The organism is Streptomyces sp. CY-1 (assembly GCF_047218265.1).
In the GTDB taxonomy this organism is placed as follows: domain Bacteria; phylum Actinomycetota; class Actinomycetes; order Streptomycetales; family Streptomycetaceae; genus Streptomyces; species Streptomyces niphimycinicus.
Map to the genome: position 1 here is coordinate 5,325,611 of NZ_CP178393.1, position 24,578 is coordinate 5,350,188.

Consider the following 24,578-nt stretch of genomic DNA (forward strand, 5'->3'; position numbering starts at 1 on the left):
AGGTGGCGACCAGGTGGATCCGTCGTCGCGGGTGCCGGACCTGCCCGTCGCTGTATCCCTTGGCACTCATCGGTCCCGAGTGCCAGCCTCGACATTATGACGCGGTTAGCACTCAGTCAACTAGAGTGCCAAGCGACATGGTGGCGGCCCCCGCTCGCCACCTCATCGCCGCCGCCCGCCACGCCCTCCCCCCAGGGCCGTCACACATAGTCCTCCAGTTGCCCGATCGTGAATCCCTGGGCCTGGATCGCCCGCACCAGCGCCGTGATCCACTCGGTCATCGACTGGCCCTCGAGCTGATCCGGCCCCCGGAAGTGCGCGAGGATGATGTCCCCCGGCAGCAGATGGTCGCCGGAGCGGTAGGCGAGCCCGCCGGTCTCCATCTCGGCGCGCCACAGCACCACCGTCCGCGCCCCGCAGAAGCCCGCCGCCCGCAGCGTCGTCTCGTCGTAGTCCCCGAAAGGGGGACGGAAGAGGCGCGGGGCTTGACCGAAGTGGTCCCACAGGTTGTCCCGCTGGCCGCAGATCTCCCGCACCTGGTCGTCGTAGGCCATACCGGCCAGGCTGGGATGGGTGAGGGTGTGGTTCTCCATGGGGTTGCCGAGCCGGCGCAACCGGTCGAAGTAGTCGTAGTGGTCCCCGATCACGTTGTCGGTGAGGAACGCGGTGAACGGCAGCCCGAGCTCGCGGGCCTGCTCCACGAAGCGCGGGTCCTTCTCGATCCCGTCGTCGATCGTCACGAAGACCACCCGCTTGTCGGTGGGCACCTGCCGCACGATCGGCGGCAGCCCCCACTCCTGCGGCCCCGACCGCCCGAGCGCGGGTTTGACGGCGGGCGGGGCCGGAGGCCGCTCCAGCGGCCGGTCCAGCCCCCAGCGGCGGTAGCCGTCGGGCGTGCCCATCGGGGCCGTGCGCGGCAGCCCGGCACACGCGCCGCACGGCCCCGCGGCCGGGGCCGACGCCGAGGGGTCACCGGAGCGCGGCGACCCGTCCGGGAACGCGCCGTCCCGGGCCTCGCCCTCGTACTCCTCGTGCCCCGGCCCGGACGACGCCGGTGGCCGCCGCTCCGGCTCCCGTCCGGATGGCGGCCGCGAGGGCGACGGCGGGTCGTCCAGCCGGGAGGCGAGGGAGGCCGGCGGCATGGGAGCGCCGTGACGGGAGCCGGTGTGCGGCTCGGTGGCGGCGCCGAGGGATCCGCAGGCCGTGAGCACGGCCGCCGCGCCGACGAGAACCAGAGAGCGAGGAAAACCAGTCTTGATCATCATCACATAAGCGATCTTCGGTCCAGAGGCGTGGATATGCGCGCCGTACGCGGGCGAATGCGCCCGCGGGAGCGGGGAGAATGGGCCATGTGGACGTTGACGCCTTCGACTCACTGCTCGGCGACGAGGGGCAGGCGCTGCTCGCCGGGCTCCGCGACTACGACCCGGTGAAGGAGCTCGCCACCGCGACGCGGCTGCGCCGCGATCACCCCCCGGCGCTGGTCTCGGCGGCCCTGACCCAGGCCACGCTGCGGCAGCGGGCGGTGGCCAAATTCGGCCCCGAGGACGCGCACCGCATGTACTTCACGCCGAACGGCGTGGAGCAGTCCACCCGCACCTCCGTCGCCGCGTACCGGGCCGCCCGCTTCGCGGAGTTCGGCGTCCGCCGCATGGCCGATCTGTGCTGCGGCATCGGCGGCGACGCGATCGCGCTCGCCCGCACCGGGATCTCCGTACTCGCCGTCGACCGCGACCCGCTGACCTGCGCCGTCGCCCGCGCCAACGCCCAGGCGCTCGGCCTGGCCGAGCTGATCGAGATCCGCTGCGCCGATGTCACCGACATCGACACCCGGCCCTTCGACGCGGTCTTCGTCGACCCGGCCCGGCGCGGCGGCCGGGGCCGCGTCTTCGACCCCGAGGCGTACTCCCCGCCCCTCTCCTGGGCCATCGAGGCCGCCCGCACCACCCCGCGCGCCGCCCTCAAGATCGCCCCCGGCGTGCCGCACGAGGCGGTCCCCGAGGACGCGGAGGCCGAGTGGATCTCGGACCACGGCCAGGTGAAGGAGGCCGTCCTGTGGTTCGGCACCGCCCGCCCCGGGCTGCGCCGCGCCACCCTTCTGCCGAGCGCCCACTCCCTCGTCGGCACCCCGCATCTCCCCGCCCCCGAGCCCGGCCCGGTCGGCCGCTGGCTCTACGAGCCGGACGGGGCCGTCATCCGCGCCCATCTCGTCGCCGATGTCGCGGCCCGCGTCGGCGGCCGGCTGATCGACCCGACGATCGCCTACATCACGACGGACGAGCTGCGCCCGACGCCGTTCGCCACCGCGTACGAGATCACCGATGTGCTGCCGTTCAATCTGAAGAAGCTCAAGGCGCTGCTGCGGGAGCGGGAGGTCGGCATCGCGACCATCAAGAAGCGCGGTTCCGCGGTCGAGCCGGAGCAGCTCCGCAAGAAGCTCCGGCTCGAGGGCGGAAACGCCTGCACCATCGTGCTGACGCGCTCGAAGGGCTCCCCCACGATGCTTCTGGGGCACCCGGCTTAACACGGCCACGGCCGCTGAGAAAGATCGAGGCCGAACGGAAGGTGCCGAATTTCCCTAAACCCGGCTCCAGTTCATGAGGCCGCTCGCGACCGGGGCGTTAGGGTCAACGCGTCGACGCGACAGCGTGTTCGGTCCCGACGAAAGAGCGTGTGAGTATGACGGCATCCGCCACCGAGAGCGGCGCCAAGCGAACGTTCACCGTGCGTGCCGGGGAGGCGAGCGGTGACCGCATACGGCTGACCGTCTACGACATGCTCATCGGCCCGGTCTATACACCGCGTGCCTTCTTCTACCGGGAGACCCTCGACGGCGAGGCGCTCCGCGCCTCCCTCGGCCGGACATTGCGCAACTTCCCGATCCTTTCCGGCCGGATGAAGAGGGATCCCGACGGCGGCCTCAGTGTGCTCTGCGACGATGGCGGGGTGCGCTTCGTCGAGGCATACGCGTCCGAGCCCATGCCGGACTACGGGCCTCGCCACACGGCGAAAAAGGGACTGGAGCGCCATCTCAGCCACGCCATGCCCTTCTGGGTGGTCGACCGCGATACGCCGCTTTTCACGGTGAAGCTCACCCATATGAAGGGCGGCGGCTCCATCCTGGGCCTCACGATGAACCACGCCGTGGGCGACGGGTCCAGCTATATGAGCTTCCTGGAAAGCTGGATGAACGAGCACCGGGGCCTCGGATACGCCAAACCCAGCCATGACCGCGGCGTCATCGACACACTCGGCGCCGCCGCCGCGGGCGACACCCGTATGGGCAGTGCCCATCTCACGATCATCGGGCGGGCCCGGAAGTCCGCCTTCATCGGCCGCGCCCTGCTGGGCAGCCTCGGCAACGTGACGACGGTGACCACCCGTTTCACGGCCGCGGAAATGGCCACCATGAAGGACACCGCGATGGCCGACCTCGCGGGCACGGAGCGGTGGGTGTCGACCAATGACGCGCTGACCGCCCATCTGTGGAAAGTGCTCGGCGCATTGCGGGACCGCCCCGACGCGAGCGAGGAAAGGCTCGGCCTCATCGCCGACTTCCGTTCGTCGGCCGGCGAAGCCATACCGGATGACTACTGGGGCAACGCCGTCACCAACACCCGGCCCGGAATGACCGCGGCCGAACTGCGCTCCCGCCCTCTCGGCGAGGTCGCCGCGGCGGTCCGCGCGGGCCATGCCGAAAACACGGAGGAGAGAATCCGCGAGGAAACGGCGTTCCTCTGCGCCGAACGCGATGCGGGACGCTTCAACCGCGTTATCAACACCATGGGCCTGGACGCGTTCGACAGCACCATCGCGATCAACAACTGGTCGAAGCTCCCCTTCTACCGCATCGACTTCGGCCAGGGTGCCCCCTTCTGGTACGACTTCGCCTCGATCCCCATTCCCTGGACCGTGCACATAGCGCCGGCCCCGGCCGACCAGAACGGCGCCCGCGATGTGCATATGGCACTGCCCCGCACCCAGGCCCGGGCCCTTCGGGAGCCGTCCTGGGCGGGCCGGTTCCACCGTTACGCGGAGTCCGGCGAGACATTTCCGCTGACTTTCATGGACGCCAAAGCGAAGCGGTGAGGAAATCCGTAAAACCATGAAAGGCCGAGGCTAGCCCTCGCCCTCCTCCTTGCCCGCGAGTTCGAACCAGACCCCCTTCGCGTACGTCCCGACCACATCCCCCTCCGCCGTCCCCCACGCATCGGCCAGGGCCGCCACCAGTCCGAGGCCGCGGCCGCGGAGACGATCACCCTCGGGGAGGCGTGCGGCGGTGGGGAGTTCGGCGGAGGCGTCGTAGACCAGGACCCGGAAGCGGGGCGGCTCGATCACCACGCGCAGCATCAGGGAGTCGCCCTCGGCGTGCAGAAACGCGTTGGTGGCCAGCTCCGAGGTGCACAGCGTCGCCGTGTCGACCAGTTCCTCCTGCCCCACGGAGTTCAGGACGCAGGCCACGAAGTCCCGGCAGACCTTGGGGGAGGTCGCGTGGCGGCTGCTCTGGAGGGTGTAGACGTACGGGTCCCTGGAGGGAACTGGCGGGCGGCGTGGGGGACGGTCGTCGGACTCGTGATCGGAATCCATGGGGCAACTCCCTGTGAGGGGGCCGACAGCGCGCGTACCGTTACGGCGATCAACGCGCAGTAGCGGCAACGACACCTACGGTAGAGGTTGCCACCTAACTAGTGCCACCAGATCGTCGAAATTAGTGAGTAGATAGACCCATTCGTGGCCACGCGCCACACTGGGTGACGACCCACGAGGAAGGCAGGCATGGCTTCGAGGACCACCATCACGGCACGTCAACGCCGACTTGGCACGGAGCTTCGGAGGATGCGCGAGCACGCGGGTCTCACCATCCAGGAAGCGGCCGACCGGCTGGGCACCAACCGCTCGCATGTCACCAACATGGAGCTGGCCCGGTTCGGCGTCAGCGAAGAGCGCGTACGCACACTCGCCGCCAACTACGCCTGCCCGGACAAGGCATACGTCGACGCGCTGGTCGCGATGGCGACCGAGCGCAAGCGTGGGTGGTGGGAGGAGTACCGGGGGACGCTCGGCGCCGCCGGTCTCGATCTGGCGGAACTGGAGTACTTCGCCACGAGCCTGCGCGTCGTGGAGCTGATGCACATCCCCGGACTCCTGCAAACCGAGGACTACGCCCGGTCGGTACTGAGCACGGCTGTCCCCGGCTGGTCTCCCACGGAACTCCGCCGAAGACTCTCCCACCGCATGAAACGCCGGGACATCCTGGACCTGGACGACCCGCCGCCCTGCACATTCATCATCCACGAGACGGCGCTCCGCGTACGGTTCGGCGATCAACGCGTGATGCGCGCACAGCTCGACAGTCTGCTGGAGTCCTCGGACCGTCCGAACGTCTCCGCTCGGGTCGTCCCGATCGCGGCCGGAGGATTCCACGTCGCTGGCATCTCCGTCACCTACGCCACAGGCCCCGTGCCGCAGTTGGATACCGTTCAACTCGACGTCGCGCAGGACGCGGCGTTCCTCGACGGGGAGTCCCAGCTTCTGAACTACCGGGCGGTCATGGACCGGGCCGAAGAGCTGGCGTTGTCAGAGAAGGAGTCACGTGACTTCATCCGCGAGACCGTTCAACAGATGTGAGGGCGAAAGAATGTCCGAGGCCAACTGGCGCAAGTCTTCCTACTCCGGCGCGGGGGACGGAAACTCCTGCATAGAACTCGCCCTCATAGGCACCACCGTCGCCCTCCGCGAGAGCGACGACCCCCGCACCGTCCTCGCCACGACCCCCGTGAAGCTGGGAGCCCTGCTCCGGTCCATCAAGGCGGGCCGGCTCGATCACCTCGCGGCGGCGCCGAAGGCGTAGCGGACCTACGTCCAGGGGACCAGGTGCGGTCCCCACCATGAGCGGAGGCCGATGCCGAGGCCGCGGCGTTACGGTCGGCAGTATGGAACCCCGCACCGACCTCGATCTTGACGCCTATCTGGCCCGTATCGGCTGGACGGGCGAACGGCGCCCCGCGCCCACCGTGGAGACGCTGCGGGCGGTACACCGGGCGCACCTCACGTCCATCCCGTTCGAGAACCTCGAACCCCTCCTCGGCTCGGCCCCCTCCCTCGCCCTCCCCGACCTCGAGGCCAAGCTGGTCCGCGGTCGGCGCGGCGGTTACTGCTACGAGCACAACACGCTGCTGACCGCCGCCCTCACCGCCCTCGGCTTCGGCGTCACCGGCCTCTCCGGGCGCGTCCGGGTCGGCGCGGCCCCCGGGGCGGTCCGTCCGCGCACCCATATGCTGCTGCTGGTCCAGATACCGGGCGAGGAGCGGCGTTACGTGGCCGATGTGGGCTTCGGCAGCATCGGCAGCCTCCTGGAGGCCGTGCCGCTCGTGGCCGACACCGAGTTCCACGACGGCACCCGGCGCCATCGCTACGTCCGCGAGCCGTACCCCGGCGGGCTGGAGGACCTGTGGGTGCTCCAGGCGTTCCTCGACGGCACCTGGCAGGACCAGTACGCCTTCACCCGGGAGCCCTGCGACCCGTCCGACTACGGGGTGGTCAACTGGTACGTCGCCACCAGCCCGCGCTCGCCCTTCCAGCACAGCCTCTACGTCCAGCGCACCACCCTGGACCGCCATCTCTCCCTGTCCGGGCGGACCCTCGTCGAGACCGGCTCCGACGGCACCCGTAAGGAGCGCCAACTCGCCGACAACGACGAGGTGCTGGGCGTTCTCGCCGCCGACTTCGGCATCGAATTGCCCCCGGAGACCGTCCTGCCGGACTGACCTCCGGCAAGAAACTCCGGGTGACTCTCCACACCGGCCCCGGTCATGGCACGATCATCCCGCGAATGGGCCGATGGGAGGATGGCAGAGACGGATGGAACATGAGTAAAGACAAACTGTCCGTATCGGACCAGGATCTGTCGGATCTCATCAAAGACCTTGAGGGAATGCTCAGTTACCTTGAGGAACAGATCGAGCGTCTCGGCCACCTGAAGCAGTCGGTCGACCCGGACGACCACAAGGGGCCCGCCGCCGCCGCGTACAAGAAGCTGGAACGCGACGCCTACATGGACGCCGTGCGGGTCAGGCAGTTGCTGACCCGCATCGAGGAGGCGGCCAAGCAGCGCGGGGAGAGCCCGAACGAGCGGTACGAGGAGCTGCGGCACCGCTTTCAGTCACTACAGAAGCCGTCGTCGCAGAAGCCGTCGTCGTAGGGGGAGCCGGGACCGGGCGCGTCCGGAGCGCAGGCATCCCGGCCGTAGGCATCGCGGCCGTAGGCATCCGGAACGCCTGCGTCGGGGCGGAGTTCGCGGCTGACCAGGCGGTAGTAGTCGATCGCCTTGGCCATGCCGAGCGCCCCGGCGACCGCGAAGACGATGCCGATACCGGCGACGGTGCCGAAGCTCTCCGTACCGATGTCCGCGACGACGGCGAACCCGCCCAGCGCCAGCCCGAGGCAGGTCAGCACGATGGACGGGCCCAGCCACAGGAGCGCGCCGCCGGAGACGCGCCAGCGCGGCAGCGTCTGGGGGTCGCGCTCCAGCTCCGCCCAGTCGCGCAGGCACGCGCCCACGAAGACGTCGCGCCGGATGCCCGAGGCCACCCCGAGGCTGGAGGGGACCGTGGCGCCCAGGGCGAGACCCAGGAAGATCACGCCCAGGACGTGCTCGATGATCTCGCCCTTCACCAGGAACTGGAACCCCGAGACCGCGAGGCTCCAGCCCAGCGCGAAGACGAGCGTGGACAGCCACAGCAGCAGCGCCCGATGCGGTGCCAGGTACCACCGCGCCAGCGCGCCCATCGCCCGCGCCCGCTCGTCGAGCAACCCTGCGCGGTCCTTCCACGGCCGCTCGTCCGGGCCGGGCGGCGGTGGCGGAAGCTCGATGGGCGGCGTCATGACGTCCTTCCTCATGGCACTCATGGCACTGCTGGCACGCACGTCATTCGTGGCGCTCACAGCACAGCGGGATACGCCGACGCAGTCTCTCAGCTCGCGTGGTCACTCCTCATGCGAAGCCCCGCGTGCGCGGCCCCCGCTTGACCTTCTCACTGATGTGAGGGTTTCACGATGCCCATCAAGCGAACCGATCCGAACCGCCGCACCGCACCTATGAGGTGAGCTCTGATGGACAACCAGCTCTTCGACTACAGCCCCATCGTCGAGCGGGAACCGATCCACTGGCCGGACGGCGCCCGCGTGGCCTTCTACGTCGGGCTGAACGTCGAGCACTACCAGGTCGACCGACCCTCGACCAGTATCTTCGCCGACACCAGGGCGCTGGCGCCCGACCCGCTGAACTACGGGTGGCGGGACTACGGGCCCCGGGTCGGCATCTGGCGGCTGATCGAGAGCCTGGACCGGCACCAGGTACGGGCGAGCGTGATGCTCAACTCCGATGTCGCCGAGCGCTACCCCCAGATCATCCGGGCCGGCCGCGAGCGGAACTGGGTGTGGGCCGCGCACGGCAAGAACAACTCGATCCTCCAGGCGGACATGTCCCCGGAGGAGGAGCGCGCCTACCTCACCGAGGTGATCGACACCATCGAGCGGGCCACCGGCGGCAGGCCGCGCGGCTGGCTGGGACCGGCGCTGACCGAGACCTTCCGGACCCCGGAGCTCCTGGCCGAGCTGGGGCTGGCGTACGTGCTGGACTGGGCCAACGACGACCAGCCGTACCGGCTCAACGTGCCGGGCATGCTGAGCGTGCCGTATTCGATCGAGGTCAACGACGTCCAGATGTTCGTCGGCAAGAGCCTCAGCGGGCCGGACTTCGTCCGGATCGTCAAGGACCAGTTGGACCAGCTCTACGCCGACGCGGCCACCAGCGGCCGGGTGATGTCCCTGGTGCTGCATCCGTTCGTGATCAACCAGCCGTTCCGGCACAAGTACGTGGACCAGGCGCTGGAGTACGTCGTGAACCACCCCGGGGTGTGGGTGACGACCAGCGACGAGATCGCCGAGCACTACGCCGGGGCGGCGGTGACGGCGTGACGGCGTGAGCCGAGGCCGGTCAGGACCGCACCCCTTATGGGAAGCGGACCCTGACCGAGAGGCCGCCGCCCGGGTTGGCGTCCGCGGTGGCCTCGGCGCCGTGGGCCCGCGCGATGGACGCGACGATGGACAGGCCGAGTCCGGCGCCTTCCCCGGCGGTGTGCGTGCGCTCGTTCAGCCGGCGGAACGGTTCGAAGAGCCGGTGGACGGTGTCCGCGGGGATCTCCGGGCCCGTGTTGGAAACCCGCAGCACCCGGTCGGCGAGGTGGACGCCGATGCGGCCGCCCTGGTGGTTGTACGCCACCGCGTTGGCGACGAGATTGCGGACCAGATGGGCGAGCAGGACCGGGTCGCCCGGAACCGTCAGCGGCTCCACCGTGGTCGTGACAGTGATCGCCTTTTCGCCGGCCTCGTCGGAGAATCCGGCGGTGACGACCGCGACCGTCTCGTCCATCTCGACGTCCTCGCGGCGTTGGATGCCCTGGTCGGTGGCGGCGAGCAGGAGAAGCGACTCGATGAGTCTTTCGCTGGTGTCCGCGGCCTTGATCAGCTCGGCCCGGATCCACGCCACCCGTTCGGGGTCGGCGTCGGCCAGGCCGATCTCGGCGGCGGCCCGCTGGACGGCCAGCGGTGTGCGCAGCTCGTGCGCGGCGTTCGCCGCGAACCGCTGCTGGGCCGTGACCAGTTGCTCCAGCCGACCCAGCATCTGGTCGAAGGTGTCGGCCAGTGCCTTGAGCTCCCCGGGCGGCCCCTTGAGGCCGATGCGCTGGTGCAGGTTCTCCCCGGAGAGCTTGCGCGCGGTGGCGGTGATGACACCGACCGGGCGCAGCACCCGGCCCGCCATCCACCAGGCCAGGAGGAGCGAGAGCACCGCGAAGACGCCGAGCGCGATGCCCGAGACGGTCAGCAGACGGTTGAGGGTGGTGGCGGTGAGGGCCGCCACCGTCTTTGTCTTGGCCGCCTCGCCCGCTTTGTTCGCCAGGACCACGGTGTACTCGTCCCCCCGGACGGAGCCGGGAGGGATGTCTTCGTCGGAGGTGATCCGCGGCCCGCGCGGCACGGGGGTGATCGCGCTGCCGAGACGTGCGTCCAGGTCGTCCTGGACCAGTGCGTAGATGACGCCGGCCAGCACGCCTCCGGCCAGCAGCAGGAGCCCGCCGTACAGGGCGGTGAGGCGGGCCCGCTCCGTCGTGGGACACAGTCGGCGCATCATCGCGGTCATGGGAAGCGGTCGGCGCATCATCGCCCGGCCCGGGAGGCGGCGATGCGGTATCCGGCGCCGGGTACGGTCTCGATCACCGGCGGGCCCCCGAGCTTGGTGCGCAGGCGGCTGAGGGCGACGCGCACGGGGTTGGTGTCGTACCCGGCGTTCTCGTCCCACACCTTCTCGATGAGGTCCTCGCCGCTGACGACGGCGCCGTTCGCGCGCATCAGCGTTTCGAGGACGGCGAACTCCTTGCGGGTCAGGGAGAGCGCCACGCCGTCGCGGTCGGCCTGCCGGCGGGCGGTGTCCAGGGTGATCCCGGCACGCTCGATCACCGGCGGCAGCGCGGGCTGGACGCGGCGGCCGAGCGCGAGCACGCGGGCGACCAACTCCTCGTAGGCGAACGGCTTGGTGAGGTAGTCGTCGGCGCCGAGGCTCAGGCCCTCCACCCGCTCGGCGACGGTCACCGAGGCGGTGAGCATCAGCACCCGGGTGAGCAGCCCCTTGGCGACCAGACGGCGGCACACCTCGTCGCCGTGCATACCGGGAAGGTCGCGATCGAGTACGAGGACGTCGTAGTCGCCGAACTGGAGCTTGCGCAGAGCGCTGACTCCATCGAGGGCGACATCGACCGTGATCGCGTCGCGGCGCATGCCCTCCGCGATCATCTCGGCGAGGAACGCGTTGTCTTCCACCACCAGAACACGCATGGCCCCTGTCTACCCGACGGGCGCCTTTCGCCGTTGTTACAGGTGTCCGTGGTGCCGCCCCGCGGCGCCGGGCGAGGCGCCCGTACGTCCGTAAGGGACCCGTGCGTCTGTAAGAGAAACGAAACAGTCCCATCGATCACTCTCCGCTCTGTCCGCAACCACGCGGTCGCCGCACGGCACGCAGCACGGGCGGCGGCTCGTTCGCGAGGAGAGAGAACCGTGAGGAACCACAGGCTCACCCTGACCCTGGCGGCCACCGCGGCCGGTCTGGCCCTGTTCGTGACCGGCTGCTCCGGCTCGTCCGACTCCGGCGGGTCCAAGGATTCGTCCTCGTCCGAGAACTCCGCCGCCTCGGGCGGATCCGGCAGCTCGGGCGGATCCGGTGGCTCGGGCGGCTCGGACTCGGCCGCTTTCGACAAGGCCCAGAAGCTGCGCACGTGTCTGCGCGGCAAGGGCATCGACGTTCCCGACCTCAAGCCGGGTGAGGACCCGCACTCGGCGACACTCGCGCAGCCGGAGGGCACATCCGCGGCAAAGTGGTCCAAGGCGCTCAAGGACTGCGGATCCACCATGGCCGGGGGCGGCTCCGGCGGCGCCGCCGACCAGCAGGACGCGCTCGACCAGCAGGTCAAGATCGCCGAGTGCGTGCGCGGCAAGGGCTTCGACATGCCCGACCCGAAGCCCGGCAGCGGCGGGGCCAACCCCGGCTTCCGGATCCCGAAGGGAGCCGACCCCGACAAGTTCCTCAAGGCCCTCAACGAGTGTGCGGCATGAGGCGGGCAGCCATCGTCCTCTCGCTGGTGGCGGTCGCGGCCGTCGTCGGCGGCGGCATCGCCGTGACGGGACTGGCCCAGCCGCGGAAGGACGAATCCGGGCCGCAGCGGTCCCAACTGCCCGCGTCGACACAACCCGTTGAGCGCGGCGACCTGACCAGCAGCACCAGCGTCGACGGCACGCTCGGCTACTCCCGGGAACGCAAGCTCAACTCCGGGGCGGCCGGCACCCTCACCTGGGTGCCCCGCAGCGGCTCCACCGTCAAGCGGGACGGCCGTCTGTACGCCCTCGGCGGCAAGGACGTACGCCTGATGTACGGAAGCGAGCCGATGTACCGGACGCTGAAGGAAGGCGACACGGGCACCGACGTCAAGCAGCTCAAGGAGAATCTCGTCGAGCTCGGGTACGGCGGCGCCCTCGTCGCCAACGACGAGTTCACGGCAGGCACGACCGCGGCCGTCGAGCGCTGGCAGGAGCACCACGGGCTGGCGGAGACCGGGCGGATCGGGCCCGACCAGATCGCCTTCGCGTCCGGCCCGCTGCGGGTGCAGAGCGTGAGCGCGGCGGCCGGCGACGTGGCGGCGCCGGGCCAGAAGATCATGACCACCACCGGTTCCGACCGGCTCGTGCGCCTTGAGGTCAAGGTCTCCGAGGCCGCGCTGGCCAAGCCGGACCACAAGGTGCGGGTGGAGTTGCCCGGCGGAACCGTCGCCGACGGGACGGTCTCCTCCGTGGGCGAGGTCGCCACGATGGGGGACGACTCGAACGACAAGACCCCGAAGGTCGACGTCACGGTCACCTTCGACGATCCCGGCGCGGTGGAGGGCGTCGACAAGTCCCCCGCCACCGTCGTGTTCACCGGCCGGATCCGCAAGGACGTGCTCAGCGTTCCGGTCAGCGCTCTGCTCGCCCTGGAGGACGGCTCGTTCGGCGTCCAGGTCGTCGCGGGCGGCAAGGCACGCGAGATCAAGGTGAGGCTCGGCATGTTCGCTCAAGGCCGGGTCGAGGTCTCCGGCGCCGGGCTGCGGGACGGTATGCGCGTCGGGGTGCCCACGACATGACCACCCCTGACCTCCCGGTCGCTGACGCGACCGCCGACGCCATGCCCGCCGCTGACGTGCCCGTCGGCGATGCCGCCCGGACCGGACCCGTGGTGCGGCTGAGGGGTGTGACCAAGGAGTATCCGGGCGGGGTGGTGGCCCTGCGCGGTGTGGATCTGACCATCGGCCGGGGCGAACTGGTGGCCATCGTCGGCCCGTCGGGGTCGGGCAAGTCGACCCTGCTGCACATCGTGGGCACCCTCGACCAGCCCACGGCCGGTTCGGTCAGCATCGCGGGCCATGACGCGGCCGGGCTCAGCGACCGCGCCCTGTCCGCGCTGCGCGCCCAGCACATCGGCTTCGTCTTCCAGGCGTTCCACCTCGTACCGGGCATGAGCGCGCAGGCCAACGTCGCCGAGGGCCTGCTCTACTCCGGTCTGCCGCGCGCCGAACGCCGCAGGCGCGCGGTCGAGACCCTGGAACGGGTCGGCCTCGGCGACCGGCTGAACCACCGGCCGCATGAGTTGTCCGGCGGTCAGAAGCAGCGAGTCGCCATCGCCCGTGCGGTCGTGGGCGCGCCCGATCTGCTCCTCGCCGACGAGCCGACCGGCGCGCTGGACTCCGCCTCCGGCGAGGCCGTCGTGGAACTCATCCATGAACTCAACAAGGAGGGCGCGACCATCGCGGTCATCACGCACGACACCGAGATCGCCGGCGAACTGCCCCGGCAGGTGCGGATCCGCGATGGCAACATCGTCCAGGACACCGCCCACGACCAGGGGCACGCGCATACCCCCGGCCACGTACCGAGCGAGGCCCGGTGAGGCGGCGGCGGTCGGTGCTCACACCGGCCCGTCTGACACCGCTGGACATCCTGCACACCGGAATGGCCGGGATGCGCAACCGCCCGATGCGCGTCGTGCTGTCCGCTCTCGGTATCGCCATCGGTATCGCGACGATGATCTCGGTGGTGGGCATCTCCGCCTCCAGCAAGGAGGAGCTCCTCCAAGAACTCGACAAGCTCGGCACGAACATGCTGGTCGTCACCCCCGGCCAGGATCTGGTCACCCAGAAGAAGGTGCCGATGGCCAAGGACGCGGCAGGCAGGGTGGCCCGGATCGACGGCGTCGAACACGTCGGCGCCACCGGCCTGCTGGATCACGCCGTCCGCCGGTCGGAGAAGATCGACGACATGATCACCGGTGGTATCTCGGTCCAGAGTGCCACCGAGGACCTGCTGGCCACCCTGCGGGGCAGCATGCGCAGCGGCACCTGGCTCAACGCGGCCACCGGCAAGTACCCCTCGGTGGTGCTCGGCGACGTCGCGGCTCAGCGCCTCGGCATTACCGAGCCCGGCCGGCGGGTCTACATCGACAACGAGTACTTCACCGTCCTCGGCATCCTCGACGAACTGCCGTTGGCCCCCGAGATCGCCCGCTCCGCCCTGGTCGGCTGGGAGGTCGGACAGACCCGACTCGGCTTCGACGGCCGGCCGACCACGCTCTACGAACGCTCCGCCGACGACAGGGTGGAATCGGTCCACAGCCTGATCCCGCGAACCGTCGACCCCCAAACGCCCCATAACGTCGAGGTCACCGACCCGTCATCCGGACTCCAGGCCAAGGCCGCCACCGAGGGCGCCTTCAGCAACCTGCTGCTCGGACTCGGCGGAGTGGCCCTCCTGGTCGGCGGGGTCGGCGTCGCCAACACCATGATCATCTCAGTGCTGGAGCGCCGCTACGAAATCGGCCTGCGCCGCTCCATCGGCGCGACCCGAGGTCAGATCCGGGGCCAGTTCGTCACCGAGTCGCTGCTCCTGTCCGGGCTCGGTGGTCTCGCCGGCATCCTCCTGGGTGCCGCCGCCACCGGCGGCTACGCGATCAGCAACGGCATTCCCTGGGTGATCCCGCCGTGGACGATCGGTGGCGGTTTCGGCGCCACCCTCGTCATCGGCACCCTCGCGGGCCTCTACCCAGCGGTCCGCGCCTCCCATCTGTCCCCGACCCTCGCTCTCCACGCAACCTGATCCAGGCGGCCCCGCCACGGCGAAACCGGCCGCTGTGCGCGGCCACCAGGGCGCTCAGGGGCGCGGCCACCAGGGCGCTCAGGGGCGCGGCCACCAGGGCCCTCAGGACGCGGCCACCAGGCGCTGTACCGCACAGACCGTCACCCTCGCATCCCCGCTGATGTGGGCGTGACATGTGACGACAACTCCTAGCGGGCGAGGAGCTCCCGCAGGTGCTCGGCGATGTCGGCGGGTGCCTCCTCGGCCATGAAGTGGCCGTAGCCGACGGTGCGGTGCTCCAGGTCGTCGGCCCAGGCGCGCCACACCGCCGCCGCGTCATAGCCGAGGGCGGCGCCCCAGTCCTGCTGAAGCACGGTGACCGGCATCGTCAGCCGGCGCCCGGCGTCCCGGTCGGCCCGGTCGTGGTCGACGTCGACACCGGCGGAGGCGCGGTAGTCGGCCACGATCGAGCGCACCGCGGCGCGGCAGGCGTCCAGATAGGCGGCGCGGACCTCGGCGGGGATGGCCCCCGGGTCGCCCGCCCACAGGTCGAGGAAGTGGCCGAAGAAGTCGTCGGGGCAGGCGGCGATCATCCGCTCGGGCAGCCCCGGGGGCTGGGCCATCAGAAAGAGGTGGAAGCCGACCGCGGCGGTGGTGCCGCGCATCACGTCCCACATGTCCAGGGTCGGCAGCACGTCCAGGCAGGCGAGGTGGGTGATGGCCGCGGGGTGGTCGAGGCCGGCCCGGAAGGCGACCAGGGCACCGCGGTCATGCCCGGCCAGGGCGAAGCGGTCATGGCCGAGGGCGCGGGCCAGGGCGACGATGTCGGCGGCCATGGTGCGCTTGGCGTAGGCGGCGCCCTCGGCATCGGCAGTGGCGTCGGTGCCGGTGCCGGTGCCGGTGCCGGTGCCGGCGGCCGGTTTGTCGCTGGCGCCGTAGCCGCGCAGGTCGGGGCAGATCACGGTGTGGTCGGCCGCGAGGTCGGCGGCGACATGCCGCCACATCAGGTGGGTCTGCGGGAAGCCGTGCAGCAGCACGACGGGGCTGCCCGAGCCCGCGACGGCCACGTTCAGGGACACGCCGTCGGCGACGGGGACGCGCCGGTAGTCGAAGCCGGGGATGAGAAGGCCCATGTTTCCGCCCTTGCTGTGAATGTTCCAGGTGCCCTGGTGTGACCAGGTGCCCGTCAGCCTGCCGGGTGCGGATGAGCATCCGATCAGCGCGCTACGGTGACCGCATGCGGGTCGGGTTCGGGGTGCTGGGGCCGGTGGTGGCCTGGGACGCCGACGGGCGCGCCATCGCGTTGAAGGGGCCACGGCACCGCGCGGTGCTGGCCCGGCTGATCGTCGCCCGCCGCCGCGTCGTACCCGTATCCCGGCTGGTCGAGGACCTGTGGACGGAGCCGCCCGCGGGGGCGGTGGGCGCGGTGCGTACGTTCGTGTCCGCGCTGCGCCGCGCGCTGGAACCACAGCGCCCGCCCCGCACCCCGGCCCGGCTGCTGGTCACCGAGGGGCCCGGATACGCGCTGCGCGCCGATGCGGACGCGGTGGACGCCTGGCGCTTCGAACAGGACGTGTCCGCCGCCGCGACCCTGCCGCCGGACGGCGCGCTGCCCCGGCTGGAGGAGGCGCTGAGCCGGTGGCGCGGCCCCGCGTACGCGGAGTTCGCCGACGAGGACTGGGCCCGGGGCGAGCGCTCCCGGCTGGCGGAGCTGCGGCTGCACGCCGTCGAACGCCAGGCGGAGGCCCGCCTGGCCCTGGGCCGGGCCGCCGAGGCGGTTCCGGACCTGGAGGCGCACCTGGCCGAGCACCCCTGGCGCGAGGGCGCCTGGCGGGCGCTGGCCCTCGCGCTGTACCGCACCGGCCGCCAGGGCGACGCGCTGGCGGTCCTGCGCCGGGCCCGGACGCTGCTGGTCGAGCAACTGGGCCTGGACCCGGGCCCGGAACTGCGCCGCCTGGAGACCGACATCCTCGACCAGGCGCCCCACCTCGACCCCGCCACGGCCCGCGGCGGGGCGGCCGCCCAGGTATGGGCGGAGGCCGCCGCCGCCTACGACCGCACGGTGGCCTCCGGCGCGCGGGCCCGTCTGGAGTCCACGGTCGGTCTGCTCCGCGACCTCTCGATGACCGGAGGCGGCGGCCTCCGGACGGCCCGACAGCAACGCGTGGCCGCCGTCGCGGCAGCGGAGGAACTGGGCGACCCGGAACTGACCGCCCGCGTCATCGGCGCCTACGACGTCCCGGCCATCTGGACCCGCCTGGACGACCCGGAACAGGCGGCGTCGATCGTAGCGGCGGCCGAACGCACGCTGGCCGCTCTCGCGGCCGGTCCCGGGGTGCCGGACGACGGGGCCCCTGACATTGAGCCGCCAGACCACGGGGGGCCTGCTCCCGGGGAGCCCGCTCACGAGACCCCCGGTCGTGAGGCCCTCGGCCACGGGGCAACCGATCACGCGGCCGGCGTTCGCAAGGGAACCGGCCATGAGCCCTCAGGCCACGAGACGCGCGCTCACCGGGCCCCCGGCCACGGGACGCCCAGCCATGAGACAACCGGCCACGGGGCGCCCGACCACGGGGCAACCGGCCCCGACGCGCCCGGCCACGAAGCACCGGGACGCGCGGTGACCGGGCACAAGGGCCCCGGGCACGAGCCACTGGGCGACGAGGCCCCCGGGCATGGGGCAACTGCTCACGAGGGCCCAGCTCGCGAGTCCCCCGGCCACGGGGCAACCGGCCGCGATGCGCCCGACCACGGCTCGCCGGGGCGCGCGGTGACCGGGCGCGGGTTGCCCAGCCGCTGGGCCTCCGGCCACGAGGCCGTCGAGCCCGGGCCCACCGGCGAGGCGGCGCCGCGTTATGAGGCGGTGCGGGCGCGGTTGTTGGCGACGGTTGCCGTCGAGTCGCGTGGGGGTCGCTCCGAACGTGGCCGCCAAGCGGCTCGGCAGGCCGAGGAGATCGCCCGGCGGCTGGACGATCCCGCGCTGCTGGCGTTCGCCCTCAACGGCGTCTTCATGCAGACGTTCGACCGCGCGGGGCTGGCGCCGCGCCGGGACGCGACCGGGGCCGAGCTGATCGCCCTGTCGGCCCGGCACGGTCTGGTCACCTTCGAGGTGCTCGGCCATCTCATCCGGCTCCAGGCCCGCAGCGCGCTCGCGGACTTCGCGTCGGCCGACCGGCACGCGGCAGCCGCCGACCGTCTGGGCGAACGCCACGAACGGCCGCTGGTAAGCGTGTTCACCGAGTGGTACCGGGCACTGCGGCTTGCCGCGGCCGGGCAGGCCGCCGAGGCCGAGGCGGCCTACCGGGACGCGGCCACACGGCTGGACGGCGCCGGTATGCCCGGTCTGGAACACGGTCTGCTGCCGCTCGCGCTGCTCTGTCTGCGTGTGGAGCGAGGGCGGCCCGCACCGACCGACGCGGACCTCGACTGGGGGCCGTACGCGCCCTGGGTCCGCCCGCTGGTGCTGCTGGCCCGGGACCGGCCCGCCGAGGCCGCGGCGGCGCTGCGCGCGGTCCCGGAGCCGCCCCGCGATCTGCTGCTGGAGGCCCTGTGGTGTCTCACCGGCCGGGCGGCCATCGCCGTCGGCGACCGGGAAACGATGGCGCGCGCCCACACCGCCCTTGCCCCGGCGGCGGCCGAGCTGGCCGGGGCGGGCAGTGGACTGCTCACCCTGGGCCCGGTCTCCCGGCACCTGGCCGATCTCGGCGACGCCCTCCGGAAAGGGTGAGGGCGTGGCCGGGGCGGTACGGCCGAGGCATGCCGTTCGGATCAGTTCTGGTCCGTGACCGCTTCGAAGCGCCAGCGGTGCACCGCGCGTCGGGCCAAGTCCTCCCCCGGTTCGGGGAGTTCCGGCAGGTCCGGGGTGTCGTAGGCGCCGTCCCACCAGGTGATGACGAGGACGCGGTCCTCGGGCGCGCGGAAGGTCTCGCGGCGCAGCGGGGCCGGGTCGAGGGGCTGGCGGGTGGCCCACGCCAGCAGCTCCGCGCCCTTCCCCGCCACGGCCCGGGCTTCCCACATCAGCGCGACGGTCATGCGTACAGGTTCTTCCGGCTCAGCTCGTGCACATGGTCATGAGAGTGACCGTGCGAGTGGGAGTGGGTGTGCGCGTTCGGGTCCGGGACGTGCGGATCGGTCACCGGAAGCGAGGAGTCCGCCGACAGGTCCCAGGCCGAGGCGGACCGGCCCCGCGCCACCATCTCCGCGCCGAGCGCCGCGACCATCGCCCCGTTGTCCGTGCACAGCTTCGGCCGCGGCACCCGCAGGGTGAGCCCCGCGTCCTCGCAGCGGCGTTCGGCCATGGCCCGCAGCCGGGAGTTGGCGGCGACGCCGCCGCCGATCATCAGATGCTCCACGCCCTCGTCCTTGCAGGCGCGCACGGCCTTACGGGTCAGCACGTCCACGACCGCCTCCTGGAAGGAGGCCGAGACATCGGCGACCGGCACCTCCTCGCCCGCCGCCCGCTTCGCCTCGATCCAGCGGGCGACGGCGGTCTTCAGCCCCGAGAAGGAGAAGTCGTACGCGGCGTCCCGCGGACCGGTCAGTCCGCGCGGGAAGGCGATCGCGTCCGGGTCGCCCTCGCGGGCGATGCGGTCGATGACGGGGCCGCCGGGGAAGCCCAGGTTCAGCACCCGGGCGATCTTGTCGAACGCCTCGCCCGCCGCGTCGTCGATGGTCGAGCCGAGCGGGCGGACGTCGGAGGTGATGTCGGGCGCGAGAAGCAGCGAGGAGTGGCCCCCGCTCACCAGCAGCGCCATCGTCGGCTCGGGCAGCGGCCCGTGCTCCAACTGGTCGACGCAGATGTGGGAGGCGAGGTGGTTGACGCCGTAGAGCGGCTTGCCGAGGGCGTAGGCGTACGCCTTGGCGGCCGAGACGCCGACCAGCAGCGCGCCCGCGAGCCCGGGGCCCGCGGTGACGGCGATGCCGTCGAGGTCGGAGGCGGCGACCCCGGCCTCCTTCAGCGCACGCTGGATCGTGGGGACCATCGCCTCCAGATGGGCGCGGCTGGCGACCTCGGGGACGACACCGCCGAAGCGGGCGTGCTCGTCCACGCTGGAGGCGACGGCGTCGGCGAGGAGGGTGTGGCCGCGGACGATGCCGACGCCGGTCTCGTCGCAGGAGGTCTCGATGCCGAGGACGAGGGGTTCGTCAGCCATGGGTCTCGGTTCCTTGTACTGAGGTCGCGGGGTTCGCGGAGGCCGCAGGGTTCGTGGGGTTCGCGGAGGCCGCTGTGTTCGCGGTGGACGCGTTGGTCTCGGTGGACGTGATGGTCTCGGTGGACGCGTTGGGGTCGGCGGACGCCGCGGTCGCCACACCCGGCGCCGCCGGGTCCGACAGCCGCATGACCAGGGCGTCCACATTGCCGGGCTGGTAGTAGCCCCTGCGTATGCCGATGGGCTCGAAGCCGAAGCGCTCGTACAGCCGCTGCGCGCGGGCGTTGTCGACCCGCACCTCCAGCAGCACCTCACGGCATTCGAAGGCGGTGGCGGCCATAAGGAGGTCGGTGAGGAGGCGGGCGCCGAGGCCGGTGCCCCAGTGGTCGCGGGCGGCGGCGATGGTCTGGACGTCGCCGGTGCGGTCGAAGACGGCGAGCCCGGCGTATCCGACCAGCCGGGGCCCGCTCTCCGCCACCACATAGTGCCGGGTGGCGTCCCGGCCCCGCGCATGGGCCAGCTCGGACCAGAACATCCCCCGCGACCAGGCGTCCTCGGGGAACAGCTCCTCTTCGAGCTCCATCACCCGGTCCAGGTCCCACCAGCGCATCTCGCGCAGCGTCACGGTCGCGCCGCTCACTTCGGGGTGACCACCTTGTAGTTGGCGGGCACCTTGGCGTCGGGGCGGCGCAGATACAGCGGCCGGGGCGGCGGCAGTTCCTCGCCGCGCGCCAGCTTCTCGGCGGCGAGCGCGGCGAGCGCCCCGGCCGACTGGTACTCCGGCATCCCGGCCGGTACGTCGGCGAAGGCCGCCGGGTAGAGCAGCGCGCCCGCGCCGACCGCGGGCAGCCCGGCGATCCGCTCGGCGAGATCGGCGGGGTGGTCGACGGCGGGCTCGGTGACGCGGGTCCGGGCGTCGTCGTAGCGCGCCCAGTAGACCTCCTTGCGCCGCGCGTCCGTGGCCACGACGAAGGGGCCGTCCAGACCGGCCAGCCCGGCGGCGTACGCGATCCCGTCCAGGGTGCACAGCCCGTGGACGGGCACGCCGAGGGCCGACCCGAAGGTGGCCGCGGTCACCAGGCCCACCCGCAGTCCGGTGTACGGACCGGGGCCCGCGCCGACGACGATCTCCGTCACCGCGGCCAGCTCCGTGCCCGCCTCTTTCAGCGTCCGGTGCACGGCGGGCAGCAGCAGCTCGCCATGGCGGCGGGCGTCCACGTCCGAGGACTCGGTGATCACGGCGGAGCCGTCGTGCAGGGCGACGGTCACGGCGGGGGTGGCGGTATCAAGAGCGAGCAACAGCACGAGAACAGCCTACGGCGCGCCGGGAGGTCGTTCTTTCATACCGCCCTTTCGTACCGACGGTGGAACAGCTCGGTCACCGCTCGGCCGGAGCGCGGCGGGGCGGCGGGCGCCGGTGCTACCGTCGCCGTAAGTGTGTACGGGCCGTCAGCACGTACTGACCGCAGGAGAGGGTTGCCGCCGTGCCAAGGAGCAGTACCGGGCCTGCTGTGGCCGTACTCACCGCCGCCGCGCTGGGCGTCGTCGGGTTCCTCGGCTACCAGGCCGCCGCGACCGCGCCCGACCATCCGACTCAGGCCCGGCCCGGGTCGCACGCCGCCGAGTCCAAGAAGAAGGACAAGGGCGACGCGGGGTCGAAGCAGAAGTCCACCGCCCTTCCGGCCGGCTCCGGCACCGGCGTACGGGTCGTCTACGCACTGGGCGACAAGCGGGTCTGGCTGGTCGGTGCCGACGGTAAGGCCACTCACACCTTCCGGGTGGGCCCGAGCCCGGCCAGCCCCGACCCGGGGACCTATTCCGTGACGTCGCGCAACAAGGGCGGGGTCGGATCGGACGGAGTGCAGGTCGAGCACGTCGTCGTCTTCCACTCGGAAGGGGGAGTCGTGTTCGGTTTCAGCGCGGCGGTGGACGGGTCGATGCCGGACCCGAACGCGCGCAAGCGAACCGGGGCCGTCCGGGAGAGCCGGGCGGACAGTGCGGCGATGTGGGAGTTCGCCCAGGTGGACACGAAGGTCGTCGTCGTCCCGTAGCCCCGTAGTCGCGTAATCCCCCATGATCCGTGGCGGAGACGACGCGTCCGCGACGGGCGCTACGCCGCGTCGCGCTCCTCGTCGTCCACCTCGGACTCGGGCTCGGACTCGGCGGACGCGGGAGTCTCCTCCTCGGTCGGCCGCGGGGGCGTCGAGACCGCGCTCGCCGCCGCACACGCCGCCAGGAGCTCCGACATCGACGGTGACCGGTCGTCGCGCGCGCCGGTCCCGGCCACGGGGTCGTGGGCCGACATGGATGCCTCCTGAGGGTGCTGGGGCAGTCGAGCGGAGTTAGGCAGACCTAACCCACGCTTTCTCTCCCCATGTGACCACGGGCGATGCCCGGAATGCAACAGCATGCCGACGGCTTGTCGGAAACTACCCGGCATCTGCACGCGAGCTCTACCCGGCGGCCCCGCCGGGCCGGGCCACCCCGTGGGCCACCCCGGCGCCACCCCGCGTCGCTACCCCGCGAGCGACGCCAGGTCCTCCCCCGCCCAGCGGGGGCCGACACCCGTCAACACCACGTCCCGTACGTCGTCCACGTCGGCGGCCATCGCGTCCGTGACCGCCATATCGCTGCCCACCGTCCGCTGGATCACCACATGCAGCCGGTCCTCCGCCAGCTCCTCGACCTTCCCCTCGCCCCACTCCACGGCCACCACCGAATCCGGCAGGGAGACGTCGAGGTCCAGGTCCTCCATCTCGTCGAGGCCGCCGTTCAGCCGGTACGCGTCGACATGGACCAGCGGCGGGCCGTCGCCCAGCGAGGGGTGCACCCGGGCGATCACGAAGGTGGGCGAGGTGACGGCGCCACGAACGCCCAGACCCTCGCCCAGGCCCCGCGTCAGGGTCGTCTTGCCCGCGCCGAGTTCACCGGTGAGCAGGACCAGATCGCCGGGGCGCAGCAGCTTGGCGAGTCTGCGGCCCAGGTCCCGCATCTGGTCGGGAGAGGTGACGGTGATGCGCGTGCCTACGTCCATACTCGCCGATGGTACGGGCAGCGAAAGCCCGGCGCGGACCGGCACGAACGCCCTGGCCGGGCGGTCGGACAGCCGAACGGACGGCCACGCGGGCACCGTCGAAACAGACATCGAGCCCGCCCACCGGATACCGGTGCCCGGTCCGGCGTGCGGTCAGGACCGGTCAGGACTGGTCCAAGGCCCGTTCGATCGCTCGGCGGGCCCGGCCCGCGGCCGCCCGGTCGTGCTGGAGCTGCATGGCCGCGTTCAGCGCCAGCCCGGCGGCGACGATCTCGAACAGCGCCTGGTCGACGTCGAACCCGGCGGGCAGCTCGCCCATCTCCACCGCCGCGGCCAGGTCCGCCCGCAACTGCTCCCGCCAGCGCGACCACACCTCGGCCACCGCGTCGCGGACCCGGCCGGGGCGGCCGTCGTACTCGCTGAGTGCCGCGGTCATCAGGCAGCCGCCGGGCAGCAGCGGCGCTTCCAGGTAGCCCACGGAGTTGGCGCACACCGCGCGCAGCCGCCGCAGACCCGGCGGCTGCGCCAGTGCGGGCTCGACCACCCGGTGCCAGAAGTCCACGAACGCCTTGTCCAGCGTGGAGATCTGGAGCGTCTCCTTGGTGCCGAAGTGCTTGTGCACCCCGGACTTGCTCATCTCCAGCTCCTCGGCGAGCCGGCCGATGGTGATGCCGTCCAGCCCTTCCTCGGAGGCGATCTCGGCGGCACGGCCGAGGATCCGGCCCCTGGTGGCCCGCGCTTCCGCCGCTGAGCGTCGTGGTGACATACGACAAGGATAGCGTACGCCTGTTCGCTATTGCTTTGGAGAACGACCGTACGCTAAATTCCGGGGCAACCACCGGAACGAAGGAGTGCGGGATGCGGGTGCGACGACTGGGCTGGGCCGGACTGGAGATCGAGGCAGGCGGCGAGCGACTGGTGATCGACTACGTGCGGGACCTCTCACCGCTGTTCACGGGGTGGAAGCCCGGCGAGGGGCTGGCGGTGCCGAGCGGGAAGGTCACCGCCGCACTCCTCACCCATCTGCACCGGGACCACACCGACGCGTCCGCGCTCGCGAACGCGCTGACGCCGGGGGCACCGGTGCTGCGACCGGCGCCCGGTCACGGCGACGACGTGGACAACGTGACGACGCTGCCGGCCGAGCGCGAGCTGGTCCTGCACCGGCTGGCCGCCGAGGTCGTGGATGCCTGGTCCACCCGCGACATCGGGCCGTTCCGCGTCACCGCGGTCCCCTCCGTCGACGGGCTGGGCGACCCGCAACTGAACTGGGTGGTACAGGCCGACGGGCAGCGGGTCTTCCACGGCGGCGACACGATGTTCCACGGCTACTGGTGGCTCATCGCGCGCCGGTTCAGCCCGTTCGACGCGGTGTTCCTGCCCGCCAACGGCGCGGTGGTCGACGCGCCGCACCTCCAGCCGCCGAGCCCGCTGCCCGCCGCGATGGACCCGAGGCAGGCCGCCGCGGCCGCGGAGATCCTCGACGCCCGGTACGCGGTGCCGATCCACTACGAGACGGAACAGCCGGACAAGATCGCGGGCTATGTCGAGGTCTCCGACCCGGAGAACGAGTTCCGCACCCACGCCGGACGGCGCGCACATGTGCTTGCCGTCGGGGAATGGCTGGACCTGGCCACCTGACCGGAGACTCCGCCGCTCCACCGAGCACGGGCACCAGGCCG

At 71.7% G+C, this 24,578-nt stretch carries 27 protein-coding genes; 14 read left to right on the top strand and 13 right to left on the bottom strand.

What is annotated here, in order from left to right:
* Positions 1-200 precede the first annotated feature (200 nt).
* Positions 201-1,265 (bottom strand): polysaccharide deacetylase family protein, encoded by a 1,065-nt coding sequence (locus tag ACK1X7_RS22690; protein WP_385145458.1) that lies wholly within the window; start codon positions 1,263-1,265, stop codon positions 201-203.
* 77 nt (positions 1,266-1,342) lie between these two features.
* Between ACK1X7_RS22690 and ACK1X7_RS22695 the strand changes: the two genes are divergently transcribed.
* On the top strand, positions 1,343-2,524 hold the full coding sequence (locus ACK1X7_RS22695) for a class I SAM-dependent methyltransferase (protein ID WP_385145460.1): 1,182 nt from the start codon (positions 1,343-1,345) through the stop codon (positions 2,522-2,524).
* 155 nt (positions 2,525-2,679) lie between these two features.
* Positions 2,680-4,089: an acyltransferase gene (locus tag ACK1X7_RS22700; protein WP_390794446.1), complete on the top strand. Its 1,410-nt coding sequence runs from the start codon at positions 2,680-2,682 to the stop codon at positions 4,087-4,089.
* 30 nt (positions 4,090-4,119) lie between these two features.
* On the opposite strand, the gene ACK1X7_RS22705 is transcribed toward ACK1X7_RS22700, so the two are convergent.
* Positions 4,120-4,587 carry an ATP-binding protein gene (locus ACK1X7_RS22705; RefSeq protein WP_413115582.1) on the bottom strand — a complete coding sequence of 156 codons (468 nt, stop codon included), beginning with the start codon at positions 4,585-4,587 and terminating at the stop codon, positions 4,120-4,122.
* Between the two features lie 189 nt (positions 4,588-4,776).
* Here ACK1X7_RS22705 and ACK1X7_RS22710 point away from each other — a divergent pair, with 189 nt between their 5' ends.
* From ACK1X7_RS22710 to ACK1X7_RS22725, 4 genes are all read left to right on the top strand, one after another.
* Positions 4,777-5,628: a Scr1 family TA system antitoxin-like transcriptional regulator gene (locus ACK1X7_RS22710; protein ID WP_361498214.1), complete on the top strand. Its 852-nt coding sequence runs from the start codon at positions 4,777-4,779 to the stop codon at positions 5,626-5,628.
* Between the two features lie 10 nt (positions 5,629-5,638).
* Positions 5,639-5,851, top strand: coding sequence for a DUF397 domain-containing protein (locus ACK1X7_RS22715; RefSeq protein ID WP_361498212.1), 213 nt, complete (start codon positions 5,639-5,641; stop codon positions 5,849-5,851).
* 82 nt (positions 5,852-5,933) lie between these two features.
* The gene (locus ACK1X7_RS22720; RefSeq protein WP_385145466.1) at positions 5,934-6,767 is read left to right on the top strand and encodes an arylamine N-acetyltransferase family protein; all 834 of its coding nucleotides are present in this window, start codon (positions 5,934-5,936) and stop codon (positions 6,765-6,767) included.
* Positions 6,768-6,868: 101 nt separating this feature from the next.
* The gene (locus ACK1X7_RS22725) at positions 6,869-7,201 is read left to right on the top strand and encodes a hypothetical protein (RefSeq protein WP_382961270.1); all 333 of its coding nucleotides are present in this window, start codon (positions 6,869-6,871) and stop codon (positions 7,199-7,201) included.
* On the opposite strand, the gene ACK1X7_RS22730 is transcribed toward ACK1X7_RS22725, so the two are convergent.
* Positions 7,159-7,884 carry a hypothetical protein gene (locus ACK1X7_RS22730; RefSeq protein ID WP_385145468.1) on the bottom strand — a complete coding sequence of 242 codons (726 nt, stop codon included), beginning with the start codon at positions 7,882-7,884 and terminating at the stop codon, positions 7,159-7,161. The two genes, ACK1X7_RS22725 and ACK1X7_RS22730, sit on opposite strands and share 43 nt — an antisense overlap.
* Positions 7,885-8,112: 228 nt before the next feature.
* On the opposite strand from ACK1X7_RS22730, the gene ACK1X7_RS22735 reads away from it, so the two are divergent.
* A complete protein-coding gene (locus tag ACK1X7_RS22735) occupies positions 8,113-8,979 on the top strand; it encodes a polysaccharide deacetylase family protein (RefSeq protein ID WP_385145470.1) in 867 nt (288 codons plus the stop codon).
* Between the two features lie 34 nt (positions 8,980-9,013).
* Here the strand turns inward: ACK1X7_RS22735 and ACK1X7_RS22740 are convergent, their stop codons facing one another.
* The gene (locus tag ACK1X7_RS22740) at positions 9,014-10,192 is read right to left on the bottom strand and encodes a sensor histidine kinase (protein WP_385145472.1); all 1,179 of its coding nucleotides are present in this window, start codon (positions 10,190-10,192) and stop codon (positions 9,014-9,016) included.
* Positions 10,193-10,218: 26 nt separating this feature from the next.
* On the bottom strand, positions 10,219-10,893 hold the full coding sequence (locus tag ACK1X7_RS22745; protein WP_361498202.1) for a response regulator transcription factor: 675 nt from the start codon (positions 10,891-10,893) through the stop codon (positions 10,219-10,221).
* Between the two features lie 219 nt (positions 10,894-11,112).
* Between ACK1X7_RS22745 and ACK1X7_RS22750 the strand changes: the two genes are divergently transcribed.
* From ACK1X7_RS22750 to ACK1X7_RS22765, 4 genes are all read left to right on the top strand, one after another.
* On the top strand, positions 11,113-11,667 hold the full coding sequence (locus ACK1X7_RS22750; protein WP_385145474.1) for a hypothetical protein: 555 nt from the start codon (positions 11,113-11,115) through the stop codon (positions 11,665-11,667).
* Positions 11,664-12,728: a peptidoglycan-binding protein gene (locus ACK1X7_RS22755; RefSeq protein WP_413115583.1), complete on the top strand. Its 1,065-nt coding sequence runs from the start codon at positions 11,664-11,666 to the stop codon at positions 12,726-12,728. The genes ACK1X7_RS22750 and ACK1X7_RS22755 overlap by 4 nt, the downstream gene beginning before the upstream one ends.
* A gap of 41 nt (positions 12,729-12,769) precedes the next feature.
* The gene (locus tag ACK1X7_RS22760) at positions 12,770-13,531 is read left to right on the top strand and encodes an ABC transporter ATP-binding protein (protein WP_385145506.1); all 762 of its coding nucleotides are present in this window, start codon (positions 12,770-12,772) and stop codon (positions 13,529-13,531) included.
* A 62-nt stretch (positions 13,532-13,593) separates the two neighbouring features.
* Complete coding sequence (locus ACK1X7_RS22765; RefSeq protein WP_385145508.1) at positions 13,594-14,733, top strand: ABC transporter permease; 1,140 nt, start codon at positions 13,594-13,596, stop codon at positions 14,731-14,733.
* A 188-nt stretch (positions 14,734-14,921) separates the two neighbouring features.
* Here the strand turns inward: ACK1X7_RS22765 and ACK1X7_RS22770 are convergent, their stop codons facing one another.
* The gene (locus ACK1X7_RS22770; protein ID WP_390794443.1) at positions 14,922-15,845 is read right to left on the bottom strand and encodes an alpha/beta fold hydrolase; all 924 of its coding nucleotides are present in this window, start codon (positions 15,843-15,845) and stop codon (positions 14,922-14,924) included.
* Between the two features lie 104 nt (positions 15,846-15,949).
* On the opposite strand from ACK1X7_RS22770, the gene ACK1X7_RS22775 reads away from it, so the two are divergent.
* The gene (locus ACK1X7_RS22775) at positions 15,950-18,439 is read left to right on the top strand and encodes a BTAD domain-containing putative transcriptional regulator (RefSeq protein ID WP_413115584.1); all 2,490 of its coding nucleotides are present in this window, start codon (positions 15,950-15,952) and stop codon (positions 18,437-18,439) included.
* A gap of 41 nt (positions 18,440-18,480) precedes the next feature.
* On the opposite strand, the gene ACK1X7_RS22780 is transcribed toward ACK1X7_RS22775, so the two are convergent.
* The 4 genes from ACK1X7_RS22780 to tsaB are packed head-to-tail and all read right to left on the bottom strand — an operon-like array spanning position 18,481 to position 21,167.
* Entirely contained in the window at positions 18,481-18,744 is a 264-nt protein-coding gene (locus tag ACK1X7_RS22780) for a hypothetical protein (protein WP_385145481.1), read from the bottom strand.
* Entirely contained in the window at positions 18,741-19,865 is a 1,125-nt protein-coding gene (gene tsaD, locus ACK1X7_RS22785; protein WP_361501974.1) for a tRNA (adenosine(37)-N6)-threonylcarbamoyltransferase complex transferase subunit TsaD, read from the bottom strand. Before tsaD ends, ACK1X7_RS22780 begins: the two co-directional genes overlap by 4 nt.
* Positions 19,858-20,472 carry a ribosomal protein S18-alanine N-acetyltransferase gene (gene rimI / locus ACK1X7_RS22790; RefSeq protein WP_390794449.1) on the bottom strand — a complete coding sequence of 205 codons (615 nt, stop codon included), beginning with the start codon at positions 20,470-20,472 and terminating at the stop codon, positions 19,858-19,860. The genes tsaD and rimI overlap by 8 nt, the downstream gene beginning before the upstream one ends.
* Before the next feature lie 26 nt (positions 20,473-20,498).
* Positions 20,499-21,167, bottom strand: coding sequence for a tRNA (adenosine(37)-N6)-threonylcarbamoyltransferase complex dimerization subunit type 1 TsaB (gene tsaB / locus ACK1X7_RS22795; RefSeq protein WP_385145483.1), 669 nt, complete (start codon positions 21,165-21,167; stop codon positions 20,499-20,501).
* Between the two features lie 206 nt (positions 21,168-21,373).
* Between tsaB and ACK1X7_RS22800 the strand changes: the two genes are divergently transcribed.
* Positions 21,374-21,913, top strand: a complete 540-nt coding sequence (locus ACK1X7_RS22800; RefSeq protein ID WP_385145485.1) for a hypothetical protein — start codon at positions 21,374-21,376, stop codon at positions 21,911-21,913.
* Positions 21,914-21,972: 59 nt separating this feature from the next.
* Here ACK1X7_RS22800 and ACK1X7_RS22805 read toward each other — a convergent pair whose 3' ends face one another.
* From ACK1X7_RS22805 to ACK1X7_RS22815, 3 genes are all read right to left on the bottom strand, one after another.
* Positions 21,973-22,167, bottom strand: coding sequence for a hypothetical protein (locus ACK1X7_RS22805; protein WP_385145488.1), 195 nt, complete (start codon positions 22,165-22,167; stop codon positions 21,973-21,975).
* A gap of 210 nt (positions 22,168-22,377) precedes the next feature.
* Positions 22,378-22,896 (bottom strand): tRNA (adenosine(37)-N6)-threonylcarbamoyltransferase complex ATPase subunit type 1 TsaE, encoded by a 519-nt coding sequence (gene tsaE / locus ACK1X7_RS22810; protein ID WP_385145490.1) that lies wholly within the window; start codon positions 22,894-22,896, stop codon positions 22,378-22,380.
* 163 nt (positions 22,897-23,059) lie between these two features.
* The gene (locus ACK1X7_RS22815; RefSeq protein WP_390794441.1) at positions 23,060-23,662 is read right to left on the bottom strand and encodes a TetR family transcriptional regulator C-terminal domain-containing protein; all 603 of its coding nucleotides are present in this window, start codon (positions 23,660-23,662) and stop codon (positions 23,060-23,062) included.
* Positions 23,663-23,754: 92 nt separating this feature from the next.
* Here ACK1X7_RS22815 and ACK1X7_RS22820 point away from each other — a divergent pair, with 92 nt between their 5' ends.
* Positions 23,755-24,537 carry an MBL fold metallo-hydrolase gene (locus ACK1X7_RS22820; RefSeq protein WP_385145494.1) on the top strand — a complete coding sequence of 261 codons (783 nt, stop codon included), beginning with the start codon at positions 23,755-23,757 and terminating at the stop codon, positions 24,535-24,537.
* Positions 24,538-24,578 lie beyond the last annotated feature (41 nt).